Genomic DNA, 14,687 nt, shown 5'->3' with positions numbered 1-14,687 from the left:
AAGTCGCTAAGACGCAAAGTTTATTGTAAAAATTAAACCATATAAGTTATTTAAGTTTAATTAAGCCAAAAACTTAAAATTACTTAAATAACTTATATGGTTTAAAAAAAATTTGCGTCTTCGCGACTTTGCGAGCAAAAAATCTAATCTACTTTTACTTCAATAACAGAAGCTTCTAAATTTCCAGTTGTCGCCTTGAACTGAATCTTTTCTCTCTTTCCGTTTGATTGAATAATTGCAACACATTTTCCGTTAAAAAGCTTGCAAGAATTCGCTTTAAAAGACTCCAAATTGGCTTGATAACCATTATCAACTCCAACTAATTTTCCTCCACCAGTCACTTCAAAATTAATTAAATCCATTGCGTTTGGAACTAGGTTTCCGTCTTTATCCAGCATCGAAATTGTTACATAAACCAAATCGTAAGTGTCGTTTTTTATTTCTGTTTTATCTGCTTTTAAATCCAATTTAGAAGCTTCTCCTGCAGTGTGAATTTCTTTTTCTAAAACTACTTTTCCATTCTTTCTTGAAACCGCTTTTAAGGTTCCTGGTTCAAACTTCACTTTCCACGAAATATGCAGATCATCATTTTGTTTCGATTTTTTACCAAGAGATTTTCCATTTAAGAATAATTCTACTTCATCGGCATTGTTGTAATACGTCCAAACGTTGATTTCTTGATCTTTTTTCCAGTTCCAATGCGGTAAAATATGAAGAACTGTTTTATTCGACCATTCGCTTTGGTACATATAATACACATCTTTTGGAAGTCCGGCTAGATCCACAATTCCGAAATACGAACTTCTCGCAGGAAACGGATACGGATCTGGTTCTCCGATATAATCAAATCCTGTCCAGATAAAAGTTCCCGCCATGAAGTCCTGACTTTTGATGGTTTTCCAGTTCTCTTCGTGCGTTGCGCCCCAATACGATTTCACCTGATCGTAAGCCGAAACCGTCCAATCTGCATTGCCATCAAATGGAGCTCCGTGTTTGGTTGGCCAAGCTTTAATAACATCCGATTGATCGTAATGTCCACGCGTTTCTAAAGCCGAAACACTTTCTGAAGCCAATATTTTCTGTCCTTTAAATTTCGTTGGGAAATCTTTATAATCTTCGTGTTTGTAATTGAATCCCAAAAGATCCAAAGCTCCTGATTGATAAATGAAGTTTTTCTCTATAACATTTTCAGTTAAAGCAGAAGTTACAGGACGTGTTATATCTAAAGATTTTACAATTTTAGCCAATTCTCTAGTAATGGCAATTCCTGTACTATCAAACTGTTCTCTTATTTCGTTACCAATACTCCACATCATTACCGATGGATGATTGCGGTCTCTTTTGATAAAATCTTTTAAATCTTGTTTGTGCCACGCATCCCAATCTTTGTGGTAATCGTTGGTTACTTTTTTCTTTTTCCAAACGTCAAAAGCTTCGTCCTGAATGATGAATCCCATTTCGTCGCACAATTGCATCATTTCTAAAGAATGCGGATTATGAGACATTCTAATCGCATTTGCGCCCATTTCTTTCATCAAAGTCAGTTTTCTTCTAACGGCATGAATGTTTTCTACAGCTCCCAAAGCGCCATTATCGTGATGCAGACAAACTCCGTAAATTTTTGTTGGAACTCCGTTTAACGAAAATCCTTTTTCAGAATCGAAACTGAAATATCTGAATCCAAGTGGAGTTTCATAATTATCAACTAGTACCGATTTCTCGTAGATTTTAGTAATTACTTTATACAAATACGGATTTTCAGTATTCCATAATTGCGGTTTTAGAACATCGAGATTATGCACTTTAGTTTCAAAAGTTTTAGCACCGATTTTTTCTGTAGAAGTCTTATTCGCTACTTCCTTATTCTTAGCATCTACAATCGAAGTCACCAATGTAAATTCTCTAGCGCTATCATTGTCATTATTGATTGTAACTTCTAAATGCACTTGCGATTTCTTTGTTGAAACTTCAGGTGTCGTGACAAAAGTTCCCCACTTTCCAACATGCAATTTTTCACTTGCCACCAATCTCACATTTCTATAAATTCCAGAACCCGTATACCATCTTGAATTGGGTTGAGCATCATTATCAACCTTTACTGCAATAATATTGGCCTGTCCATAATTTAAATAAGGAGACAAATCATATCCAAAAGAGATATAACCATTTGGGCGGACTCCTAATGATTTACCATTTAAAAATACTTCGCTATTCTTAAAAACACCATCAAATTCAACCGAAATTGTTTTGCTTTTCCAACTGGCAGGAATTGTAAAAACTTTGCGATACCAACCTTTACCTGCAGGTAAAAATCCTTGCGCTTGTTTGGTTTTAGCCTCTTTATCAAAAGCGCCTTCGATACTCCAATCGTGCGGCAATTGAAGCGTTCTCCAATCTGACACATTAAAATTCGCATTTATTGCTTCCGGATAATCTCCTAATTTGAAGTTCCAGTTTTTGTTGAAGTCTTCGACAATTCTAGCTTGTTTTTGTGCAAAAATTGATGCCGAAAACAATAATGCAAGTGTAATTTTTTTAAGCATACTTTTATTTTTTCTCTCGCAAATTCGCAGAGTCGCAAAGTTTTTTTTCTTAACCATATAAGTGATATAAGAAAATTTAAGTTTGGCTTAATTGAACTTATATCACTTATATGGTTTAATTTTCTTAGCGACTCTGCGTCTTTGCGAGATTATTTTTATTTACTGAAATTCAAAATTATCCAACAGCAACCCTTTCAAATCATCTCCTTCCAAAGTTATTTTATACGTTCCTGCGTTGATATAACCTCCCGATGTCGTGTTTAAAATTTTCCATTTTTCTGGTGAAGGAAAAAATTCAATAGTGTCGTTTCGCATTAAAATTCCATATGCATCTTCCATTTTGAATTTTACTTTCATTGGTGTTTCATTTCGGTTTATAAAACGGAAACGCATTAAATAAATTCCTGCAACGCCAGGTTTTACCTCAAACTCAATACTATTATTGGTTTTCTTTGTGAACTCAACATAATCAGCTTTTTTGAAATTTCCTTTTTCAATTCCTGTTCCTGTTGTTTTTGTTTTTTCGGCTTCAATAATTACAACGGGCCTTGAATCGTCTTTTTCGCCCATATCATACGTTGGAACAACTACAATTGTTGAAATTGTCTCCCCATTATCAAAAAGAACCTTCTCGCCTTTCTTTACTTTTTTAGTGAAAACATCAAAAGAAATTCCGTTGCTGTTTTTCGCTTTTTCTTCTATCTTTTTATAATCTGAAAGCCCTTTTAATGACTTTATTTTATCATCAACTAAAACATAACCTGTGGATTCTTCTTTTGCTGTAAACGAACCTGAAACTTTAGAATCGGTAGAAAATTGTAAATAATCTGCACCAAATATTTCAGAAGGCAATTCGGTAAAAACAACCTCAGAATTTGAATACTGTTTAGAATTAAGATCCAGCCACGAAGCAACTCTATTTATTGATTTATCATAATGGCTTAAAAACAGATTTTCAATATTTTTAGAAGATTCACTAGCTGGTCTTGCATGATAATCTTTTGTTCCGATTGCAATTGCTGAAATTATGGCTTGCCCCGCTTTTACATTTGGAAATGAAATTTTAATTTTTCCGCCAGTGCTTTTTACTTTAAAAGTCTTTTTTAAAGCTTTATCATGTCCAACTTCTGCCCAAATATCGAAATTTTTTAAAACTATAGTATCATTAATTGCAACATCAAATAATCGCCAACCTTTGCAGTCTAATCCGCCACCAGTTCCGTACCATGGTTCTGAGAAATACAATTCGATTACATATTCTCCGTCTGGTGCCGGAAACTCATAACGCAATTTATCAACTCCGTATCTAAAATTCTGGAATAATTCTGGATCTTTTGTACCGTTAACAGGATCAAAACTGCTTCTTTGGCTTGCAAAAAAGTCTGGCAATTTTTCGAAATTATCGGTCCAAGATAATGATCCCCAAGTATTTTGTCCGCTTTTGTGCGTGTCTGTGAACCAAGTATTCCCGTTACTATCTGTATATTCAGAACCACCACAATTTACTCTGTAAATATAATTTAAACCACTTTTTGCTTTTAAAATATTCGTTTTATCAGGAGTTAAAAAATCTAAATTTGGCGCTTTCGGAAGATTATTCAAAACAATATAATCTTTGGCAACCGCTTTTCCGTTTACATATCCAACAGCGTATAAAACATTGTACTGAATATTGACATTGTTAAACTGAAAATGCTTTCCGATTCCGGGATTTTTTAGTTTTCCAAGTGAAACTTTATTCACATTATTAAACAATTCTACCTCATCACAATTCGAGTAAATATCGATTCCGTTTTTGATTCCCGCTTTTTCCCAACGATTTAGCCATGTATGCGAAACGATATACACCATCGGATTGGTTTTGTTGGAAACATAATTAGCGCGGTACATGTAATATGCATCTAAAGGTTCGCCCCAAATCGTGAAAAGTCCTTTGTAATTTACGGGCCCGACTTTGTCAATATCCCTAAATCCTTCTCCGTTTTGAACACGTCCCGGATTTTCGTGCGAAGCAAAAAGCCAGTTGAATTGCCCTGCAATTTTATCTCGAACTGATTCAGCTTCTCTAACTTTAATTTCCATTAACTGAGAAAAACGGTTTTCGCTTAAAATTCCTTTTTGATCGAATTCGCCTTCTGTATGCAAATCGGCAGAACGCCATGCGCCGTATTCTCCGTTTAACAACTGAGTCGTCATTTCCAAATGATATTTTAACGGATCTCCGCCGTACGTTCCTGACCAGTTTTGAACGACATTCCAATCTGTTCCTTCTCCACCATTACAAGTTGTCACGATTCTTTGTGAAGCCGATAACGGATCCATTTCACGGATAATCTGCGTGCATTCTTCCGCAAATGCTGCTGGAATTGTACTTTCGTTCTGCAGGCCCCACATTACAACTGACGGACTGTTTCTGCGTTCTTTAACCCATTCTCGCAATAAGATTTTGAAATTTTCTTTAAATTCTGGCGTATCGTACCAAATATGTGCAGAAAACTGACTCCAAAATAAGATTCCGTTTTCGTCTAATTCTTTTTGATACAATAAATTATGAGGCTGGTGCGCTTCTCTAAAAGCATTAAATCCGCCTGCTTTAATCTGCTCGATTCGGGCATGAATTTGCTCGTTTGAAAAAGCATGGCTATTTCCAATTTGATGTTCGTATTCACAGACACCGTTTATAAAAACGGGTTCATCATTAATAAAAAAACGATTGTCTTTTCCGTCACGGCTTACTGGCCAGCTTACCCAACGAATTCCGTAAGGCGTTGTTAATTGATCGATTATTTTTCCATTCTCAGAAACAGAAGTAACCAATGTATACAAATACGGATTAGACGGCGACCACAATTTCGGATTTTGAATTTCGGGCAAAGTCTGAGCAATAGATTTTATTTCGCCTGACGCATTTTTAACGGTACTTTTTGAGCTTGAAACTTTCTTTCCAGAAGCATCAAAAAGAACATTTTCAATGGTTAGATTTCGATCTAAAGTTCCGTAGTTTTTTATTTCTGTCGTAGTCAGTAAAATCGCTTTTTGTTTGGAAACCGATTTGTCATTCCAGATATGAACGCCAAAAGGTTCGATTCTAACATCGTTTGTAACGATTAAAGAAACAGGTCTAAAAATTCCCATTGGCTGAGAACCTTCTGAGAATCCCCATTCGCCAGAACATCCTCCGCAAACCCAAGGAAGATCGGCAATAAAAGAAGGATGCGATGCTTTTACCAAAATTTGGTTTTCTTTTTCTAAAGAAACTGCTTTGGTAATATCAAGCGTAAAAGTGGTTCGTCCACCTTTGTGTTCGCCCACTTTTTTTCCGTTTACCCAAACTGTCGCGTAAGAACTAACGCCTTCAAAAAATAAAAAGAGCCTTTTTCCAGCGGTAGTCTTATCGAGTTTTAATGTTTTTTTATACCATGCAATACCGTGTAAATTTCCATGTTTTGTTCTTCTGAAATCATAATACTGATCCCAATTGTGAGGCACACTAACCTTTTGCCAATTGGAATCAGTTTTTGGATTTTCTACAAAATCTTCTTCTTTCAGCGGAAGATTATCCAACATTACGGTCTCCCAAGATGAATTCAGCGAAATTTCTTTGCGAACTGAACTTTTGCCCTGACTCCAAACAGAGCAAAAACTTGTGAAAAAACAAAAAATAAAAAAAACTATTCTGTTCATATTTTTAAAAACCATATAAGTTATATAAGGTAATTTAAGTTTTTATTTTACCCATTTTTGTCATTTCGACCGAAGGGAGAAATCACACAAGAAGCTCGACAAAGGTTGGTGAATTTCTGAACGGAAATTCTTGTGTGATTTCTCCCTTCGGTCGAAATGACAAACTATGTAGAGTTTCTTGTGAAGATCCCTCGTTCCTCGGGATGACAAGATTGTGTTTATTCTTTGAGCAAACCTGACGGGTTTTGAAAACCCGTCAGGTTTAACTTTATGTTGAATTGCGTGAGGGATTGAGGCGGTATCCTTTTATGTAGCGGAGCGGAATAAAAGATATAGCCGAAAGCCCGACCCGGAGGGACACGCCCAAATTATTCTTTTAATTCTAAACTTTATTTATACCTACAAGGTTTTGAAAACCTTGCAGGAACGTAGATTAATAAAACAACCAATCCACTGCTGCTTTCTCTCCTGCATCAATATATCCAACATCACGCGGTGTAATGTTCTGGTCTGCATCTATAAAACCTAAAATCAATACTTTTCCTTTTCCTAAATCTAATTTATTTTCACCTGGTTGGAAAGTATAGGTGTGAATGTTTACACGAGGCAAATCTTTTAAATTAATCGCACTTGCCAGAATCACTTCGGCTTGACCGTGAGCATTTCCTGCTGCATCGGTTTCTAAACTAGGAGGCAATAAAAATCTCTTTTGATCTGAATTGAAATACCCAACTACTAATTTAACCGCTTTTGTATTTCTAAACTTCAAGTGTGTTCCTTTTTCATTTTGATCGTTTTCTACAAACGAATATCCCCTTAAGTTTTGAAGTTCTGGAGCTATTTTTGTCAATTCAGAAATATCTGTTCCGTACACTTTTGTTCCTGTTTTCACCAAATAACTTCCCGGTTTTTCATCGATAAAAGTTACTTCTGCCGTTTTCCAAGGTTTTCCTTCTTTGCTTTCTACTTTTCCATCTTTTGAAGATTTTAGTTTTTCTAGGTTTCTTTTGAAGTTAGCCAATTCACGTTCGTAATGCGGTAATAATTCAGCCCAAGTTTTGTTGTTCCCGTCGTCTCCTCCAATCGGAATTCTACGTTGTGCTGTCTGCATACTGTTGGCATAGTAATAGGTATCTTTCGTTAGCTTCACCAATAATTCGTAATATTCTAAACTTTTTTCTAAATGAGGAGTTGCTTTGTCTAAATCGGCAATATCATTTGAATAGCTGTATCTTAAAACCAACAACGCTGCTTTTACTTTTTCTGAAAAGAAATCGGCAAAAGCTTTGTACGCATGCATGTCATTTTTAAGACGCGCAAATTCTTCTTTTTCTTTCGTTACGCTTGGTTCCGCTTTGTCGATGGCTTCGACAGCCAATCTTCCGTGTTCTGTAATTTCAGCAATAATCTGCGTTGGAAGTTCGCCAGAATGTGGTTCTTTGTTCCATTCTTTTTTAGCATATTCTAAAAGCAATTCGCCTGCTGGCCCGCAAGATTCGTGGAAACCTGGATACACTCTCCATTTTGACGGATTCACCAATTGGCTTTCAAACATTCCTAACAATAAAGTCTGTCTGTTTCCTTCTGTGATTCCGAAACGTCTTAACGTTTTTGGAGCAATTTCTCCTGTTTCTTCATACGCTTTTAAAATATTATTGGCTGCTTCTTGGGTCGTTCCAAATTTCGTTGCTAAATCTTTATCCCAATATTTTACTTCTTCATTTCGGTCTCTTTTACTGTCCCAAGCATATCTTGCCCAAGCTTTGTACCAAATCCAATCGCGATCCATTTCTAACAAACGTTCGCCTGATTTTGTTTTATCCGAAGAATACGGCCAATCCCAGTAAGAAGCTTGCGGATATAAATGTAATGCATTTGCTCCGTGCACGCTGTGCATTGCTTTTACCGTTTTCTGAATAAAATCTGGAGAACCATATCTAAAAGGCTCTAAGTTGGCCAAAATGTGAACGTTTTCAATATGAATTGATTTCAAAGCGCTCAATTGTTTGTGCGTTTCACCCCAAGGCCCGCCTGGTGTATAAGTCGTTAAAGACTCTCCCGTATATTTGCTTTCTGTATAAAGGTTTTTGTATAATGGCAGCGATTTCTCCATTACCAAAGGTCCGTCTGTATCATGAGAACGTAAAATAATCGGCGGTTCTTCTGTTTTCCCTAATGCTTGTAAACCGTCTCGAACCCCTGGAATAATCGTTTTGGTAAACCATTCTACATCATCATCAACGGTATTGATTGCTTCTCCCAAACAAACCATTAAACCAACATTTGGATATTTTTCGATAAAAGCCGCAATAGATTTTCTAGTATAATCAGACAATAATGGTGTAATTGGTCTGGAACGATCTTGCGTTTTAATGTTGTAATGTTCTGCAAAAGGTTTAGAAACAAGAATATTGTAAAACATCTGAATGACCCAGATTCCTCTTTTATTAGCTTCAACGGTCAGGAATTTATAGATTTCTTCATTCTTTTTGAAATCTTCGTCGCTTACCTCAACTGCAAACGGATAATCTTTCAATTTTACTAAAGAAGCAAATGGGTGGCCGTTCCATAAATACAAAGAATTCATGCGGTTGTCGACCAACATATCTAAGTATTTTATCCAAAGTGCTTTATCATAAAACCAAGGGAAAGTTTCTGGCGTATACGGATACTCGTAAACATCGCGCCCTGGAAGATAAACCGGTTTCTGCATTCCAATACAAGCGCCACGTAAAACCATTTCTGGACTGTCTTCGATATTAATTTCAGAAGGAAGCTGGCCTGAACTTTTTATTCTATCTACCAATTCTAAAGCTCCGTACAAAGTACCACTCGCATCTGTTCCTTCAACGTAAATGATATTCTTTTGAGAACGAATTAAAAAACCTTCTTTCTTAGTTAATTTGCTATCATCGATTTTAGCGCTTTTCGCATTCTTTTTCCAAAATTCAGTTCTTTTTTCTCCAATAACAATTACTTTATCTTTTGAACTTTTTAATTTATCGGCAGAAGCAACGGTAAAGCCTTTTGCTGAAAGCGTTTCTAATAATTTCTCTGCTCCAAATTTTGCTCTTGGCGAATTGGCATCACTAACAATAGTAATGTTTTGCGCTGTCGCGAAAGAGACATAAAAACATAAAAAAAGTAATTGTAAATATTTCATGGCATGCTGTTTTGGGTATTCTATTTAAAACAATCTGCTTAATCTGCTAGATCTGCGGGAAAAATTTAACTCTCGCAGATCTAGCAGATTTCGCAGATTTATAGTGAAAAAATGTGCTGTTTAACTTTTACCTATTTTCACCAATATTTTTATTAATTCTGAAAGATTTTCTTCAAATAAGCTACGTTTGCTCCGTAATTAGCTTTTACGTTATGAACTTGTGTCACATCTCTAGAACGCTCTACGATCAACCATCCGCTCCATTTCATTTCGTCTAGAGTTTGTTTTATTTTTGGCATATCGATCGCAGGGTCATTTTCTAACCAAAATTGATCGGTGTTTGAAGCGTGAATTTGCGCAATGTATTTCTTTCCTAAAATCTTTAATTCCGAAGAAATATCTCTTTTGTTGTCTAAAGCATTTGCAAAGTTGAAAGAGCTTTTAATGTACTTTGAACCAACTTCATCCAAAAGTTTTTTCTCTTCTGTTGCGCTTAAAGAAGTTTCAATGGCAATTACACCGCCAATTTCCCCCACTTCTTTTCCTGCCCATTGCAATCTTTTAATAACTTCTGGTCGCAATTCTGGATTTTTAACCAAATCAGTTTGCGTTCCTAATGGTAAATACGCTACTTTAACTTTCATGTTTTTCATTGCCTGAACACAATCGTTAATCATGGGTGTGATTTCTCTCGTAGCAAATGATTGCGCGTAAAATCCAGACATGGCAATGGAGCTAATCCCGACTCCTGTTTCTTTTGATTTATCTAAGAATTTTTGTCTTTCTACAGAATCGCCCAGTTTGCTGTCAAAAGTTGGTCTGTTTCCTAAACCTCCCATGTCTAGTTCGATTCCGTCTGCTTTTAATTCAGCTGCCAGACCAAAAGCTCCTAGTTTTTGTCTTTTCAAAATCATCCAGTCACAAACCGCAACCTTATATTTTTGCTTTTTGTTTGAAGACTGAGCCATTGCACAGCTGTTGAATGTTGTTGATAGAACAACAAGGAAGGCAATTAATAAATGTTTTTTAGATTTCATGCTCATATATTTTTTGCCACGAATTCCACCAATTTTCACGAATTACTATTTTTAAAAATTTGTGGAAATTGGTGAAATTCGTGGCGAACTTTCTTTTACTCTTCTTCCGCTTTTACTGCGGTTACTACTTTTCCTTCTTCACCTGGCCAAACACCGTTTTTGATCGGAAGTGCCACTAATTTACTCGGATCAACTTTTACGTATTTCAACTTTTCTCTTCTCCAAGTGTAAACAATATGCACCATTCCGTCTGAACTTTGAATCATGGAAGGATAAGAATATTGACTGATTTTTGAATCTTCTAAAACCAAAGCTGCATTCCAGTGAATTCCGTCTTTCGAAACCGAAACATTCAAAGGCGTTCTTGGTCCTTTTGCTTCTTTTCCTGGAGGAAGAACGTGATTATAGACTAGCAAATGTCTTCCGTCTTTTAAAGTTACAGCATCTGTTCCTGAGTTGTTATTTGGAAGTCCGATTAACTCAATATCTGACCACGTTTTTCCGTTGTCATTTGAAAATGTGCTGAAAATCGCTCTATTTCTGGTTCTTCCAATCGCTTGAATACTTCCATCTTTATGAAATAAAATACTCGGCTGAATCGCATTGATTTTTTGTTTTCCTCTTGGAAGCGTATCGCCCATTACCCAAGTTTTCCCAAAATCTGGAGTAGATTCCATACGAAGCCTCCATCCGTCGCCTTCAATACTTGACGGACATAATAAAGTTCCGTTGCTTAATAAAACTGGTTTATTTTTGATTGGTCCTAAGAAACCGTCAGGCATTTTTTGAGCTTCAGACCACGTTTTTCCCCCATCAGATGAAGTTCTTATTACGCCCCACCATTCCGATGGTTTTGGTCCTATTTTGTAGAAAAGCATTAAATCGCCACCTGGAATTTGATACAAAACCGGATTCCAAGTTGGTAATCTTGGGCCTTCTTTCATCACTCCGTCAGCCACTTTTACGCCTTCATTCCAAGTATCGCTCCCTTTTGGTTTGATGGCCACATAAATGCAAACGTCTGGGTGTCTTTCGTGAGTTCCTCCAAACCAAGAAGCAACTAAATCACCATTTGTAGCTTCGACAATTGTAACCGCATGACAAGACGGATATGGCGCTTTATCGTAAACAAACTGATCTACTAAAATACCTTCTTTCCAAGTCTTTTTTTCTAAAGCCGATTTACAACTTCCTAAAAGGAAAAGTCCAAACAATACAAATGCTAATTTTGTTATCTTCATTCTAAATTTTATTATGAATTAAAATTTTCGATAATAAATACATTCCTACTATTATTTTATGGAAAAATATTTATTAAGTGTAAAAATAACACCCAAAACTTAACAATGTATCCTGTACTGTCCCGAAATACTGAAAATGGAGCTTATTTAACGCTTATCGCAAAATTTCCTGACGAAAGTGTTACAATAACTTGATTTTTATCTGAAGAATAGGCATATGAAGTCTTATCTAATTTCTGTTTGTTGATTGAAACAGCTGAAATATCGCTCGCAGGAAGATGCACAACAGCAGAAGTATTCGCAGGAATGCTAATATTCCAAACTAAAGCCTTTTTATCTTTTTTCCAGTCGCTTTTGATCGTTCCATAAACCGATTCGTAAGAAGCATTCACATACGTCAATCCAGCGTTGAAATCGGGTTTCAGGATAATTTGTTTGAAACCTGGAGTTTCAGGATTACTTTTTATTCCCGCCATATTTTCGTAATACCAAATCAATAAATCGCCCAAAAGCATGACGTGATTTTGCGAATTCATCGCTGGATCTGCGGTGTTTCCGTTCCAAAGTTCCCAAATAGTTGTTGCTCCGTTTTCTACCATATAACCCCAACTTGGATAGGTTTTGTTGGATGCTAATTTGAAAGCCAAATCGCCGCGCCCGAAATTGGTTAACGTTCGCATTAAAAACTGTGTTCCGATAACGCCTGTGCTTACATGACCATTTTTAGTGACTTCAACTTCATGAACCAAATTTTCGAATATTTTGGTTTGAAGTCCGTCTGGAACCATTCCGAAAGTCAAAGGCAATAAATTGGCTGTAACCGTATTATTGCCGTAACTGTTTTTATCTGTATTCAAATATTTGGCATTGAATGCTTTTTTGATTCTCAAAGCTAAATCATCATAATGCTGAATGTCATTTTTTGAATTGGCAATGACAGCAAATTTCTTCATGATATTTAAAAGCTGATAATAGAATGCGCTAGAAATCAATTCGCCATCTGTTAAACGAGCAGGATCTTTGGAACGGATTAATTCTAAAGATTCAGGCGGAACACACCAATCACCGTATTTATCTTTTGTCATTAAATCATCAACCAAATAATTCTCTTCCATATAATCCATCCATTTTTTCATGTATGGATATTGTTTTTCGACCACTTTTTCATCACCAAATTGCTGATACAACATATCTGCAACCGTGATATACGTTCCTGGCCATGTTACATTGTCGCCGTAATAACGCCAAAAAGCAGGTGCCACATCTGGAAGGCCGCCGTCTATAGTTTGCGAGTATTTAATATCGTCTAACCATTTTGCATATAAAGTCTGATTATCAAATAAGAAACTTTCGCCGTAAGCTCCAGTCGTTCTGTCTCCCAACCAAGGCTGACGTTCGTTTCTTTGCGGACAATCAATTGGCATTCCTTTGTAATTGCCGCTAATTCCCCACCATGCATTTTTGAAAATCTGATTCATTATTGGATTTGAAGAATCAAAAGTTCCTGTGGTTTGAATGTCATCATAAACTACTTTTCCAACAAAATTTTCTACAGTTGGTTGTGTGGTAAATCCCGAAATTTCAACAAATCTGAATCCGTGGAAAATAAAACAAGGTTCCCAAATTTCTTCTCCTTCGCCTTTTAAAGTATAAATATCTGTGGTTTTCGCATCACGTAAATTGGCAATGTACAGCGAACCATCTGGCTGAAGCGATTCAGCAAATTTCATTATGATTTTGTCGCCTTTATTTCCTTTTACTTTCAACTGCAGCCAGCCCACCATATTTTGTCCCATATCTAAGATATAAGTTCCTTTTGGAGTCTGTTTTATCGAAATCGGTTTTACTTCGCGCTTCACTTTCATGTTAGCCGACATCTGCCCTTCGTAGAATCCACCTGGTTCTTGAACATAATCTGCCGAGAGCCATTTTTTATCATCAAAATTAACGGTATTCCAGCCTTTCATTTCTTTGCGGGCATCATATTCTTCTCCGTCGTATTCGTTGTTGGATAAAATTGGTCCGTCAGTTGTAATTTTCCAAGTATCATCGGTTCTGATGACCTCTTTGCTTCCATCTGTATATTCCACAAACAACTGCAAAGCCATTTTCGGGTAACCAAAAGTTTTGATTTTATACGGTTTGTAATCCTGACGCATGGTAAAAAAACGTCCGTTTCCTAAAATCGTTCCTAACATGTTTTTGCCTTCTTGCAACTGCGAAGTCACATCAAAAACATTGTATTTTATATTCTTGGTATAATCTGTCGGAACTGGTGCTAAAACCTGATCTCCGATTTTATTTCCGTTAATGTACAACTCATACAAGCCCATTCCCATGATATACACCTTGGCATTTTTGACTTGCTTTTTCAGGTTGATTTCTTTTCGAAGATAACGTGCTGACAATCTCGAATACTGCGAAATACTATCGCCCCGAGAAGCTTTTTCATAACCAATCCATCGCGTAGATTTCCAATCGGCATAAGTCAAAATCCCAATGCTGAAATGTGCATTTTCTTTCGATTGAATTTCTCCTTTATTGGTAAAAACAGTTACTTTCCAGAAAACATCTTGTCTATTTTCAAGCTTTTTTCCGTTATAGATTACGTTTACAGAAGCGTCGCTTTCTACTTTTCCACTATCCCATAAATCACCGTTTCCTGCGTTTAGTTTTTCTAAACTAGAAGAAGCAATAATTTGATATGCTGTTTGCTTTACATCGTTTACGTCTGCTTTTATTTTCCAGCTTAGTCTTGGCTGTAAAACGTCAATTCCTTCTGGATTGGTCAGCATTTCGCATTTTAAATCACTCATCATGATTTTGTTTTGGGCTTTCGCCGAAATGGTGAAAAGTGAAATGATTAAGGTAAGATGTAAAAAAAACTTTTTCATGGTATTATTTTATTGTCTTTGCGATGATTTTTATTTCACGCAGATTTGGCAGATTTAAGCAGATATTCGCAGATTTTATTCTTTGATATGAAACAAGATTAAGAATAAAAAATCCATTTTAATCT

Annotated in this window: 6 protein-coding genes; all 6 read right to left on the bottom strand. The window is 36.2% G+C overall.

Translation table 11 applies throughout. The features are described 5' to 3' along the window. Nucleotides 1-143 precede the first annotated feature (143 nt). Nucleotides 144-2,543 (bottom strand): sugar-binding domain-containing protein, encoded by a 2,400-nt coding sequence (locus J7574_RS20190; protein WP_290972973.1) that lies wholly within the window; start codon nt 2,541-2,543, stop codon nt 144-146. Between the two features lie 159 nt (nt 2,544-2,702). Continuing rightward, on the bottom strand, nt 2,703-6,227 hold the full coding sequence (locus J7574_RS20185; RefSeq protein ID WP_290972969.1) for a malectin domain-containing carbohydrate-binding protein: 3,525 nt from the start codon (nt 6,225-6,227) through the stop codon (nt 2,703-2,705). Nucleotides 6,228-6,660: 433 nt separating this feature from the next. Beyond that, nucleotides 6,661-9,390: a hypothetical protein gene (locus J7574_RS20180; protein ID WP_290972967.1), complete on the bottom strand. Its 2,730-nt coding sequence runs from the start codon at nt 9,388-9,390 to the stop codon at nt 6,661-6,663. A 152-nt stretch (nt 9,391-9,542) separates the two neighbouring features. After that, nucleotides 9,543-10,427 carry a TIM barrel protein gene (locus tag J7574_RS20175; RefSeq protein WP_290972965.1) on the bottom strand — a complete coding sequence of 295 codons (885 nt, stop codon included), beginning with the start codon at nt 10,425-10,427 and terminating at the stop codon, nt 9,543-9,545. Between the two features lie 95 nt (nt 10,428-10,522). Then, the gene (locus J7574_RS20170) at nt 10,523-11,668 is read right to left on the bottom strand and encodes an exo-alpha-sialidase (protein WP_290972962.1); all 1,146 of its coding nucleotides are present in this window, start codon (nt 11,666-11,668) and stop codon (nt 10,523-10,525) included. Between the two features lie 143 nt (nt 11,669-11,811). Then, nucleotides 11,812-14,562: a glycoside hydrolase family 78 protein gene (locus tag J7574_RS20165; protein WP_290972958.1), complete on the bottom strand. Its 2,751-nt coding sequence runs from the start codon at nt 14,560-14,562 to the stop codon at nt 11,812-11,814. Nucleotides 14,563-14,687: the final 125 nt, after the last annotated feature.

This window comes from Flavobacterium sp., assembly GCF_017744675.1.
Classification (GTDB): domain Bacteria; phylum Bacteroidota; class Bacteroidia; order Flavobacteriales; family Flavobacteriaceae; genus Flavobacterium.
Note: the sequence above shows the minus strand (reverse complement) of the source record. Positions and strands in the feature narration are given on the sequence as shown.

Bases quoted from the DNA above. Each gene is read 5' to 3' on its own strand.
- J7574_RS20170 (WP_290972962.1), bottom strand. From the start codon at position 11,668: ATGAAGATAACAAAATTAGCATTTGTATTGTTTGGACTTTTCCTTTTA.
- J7574_RS20185 (WP_290972969.1), bottom strand. From the start codon at position 6,227: ATGAACAGAATAGTTTTTTTTATTTTTTGTTTTTTCACAAGTTTTTGC.
- J7574_RS20190 (WP_290972973.1), bottom strand. From the start codon at position 2,543: ATGCTTAAAAAAATTACACTTGCATTATTGTTTTCGGCATCAATTTTT.
- J7574_RS20180 (WP_290972967.1), bottom strand. From the start codon at position 9,390: ATGAAATATTTACAATTACTTTTTTTATGTTTTTATGTCTCTTTCGCG.
- J7574_RS20165 (WP_290972958.1), bottom strand. From the start codon at position 14,562: ATGAAAAAGTTTTTTTTACATCTTACCTTAATCATTTCACTTTTCACC.
- J7574_RS20175 (WP_290972965.1), bottom strand. From the start codon at position 10,427: ATGAAATCTAAAAAACATTTATTAATTGCCTTCCTTGTTGTTCTATCA.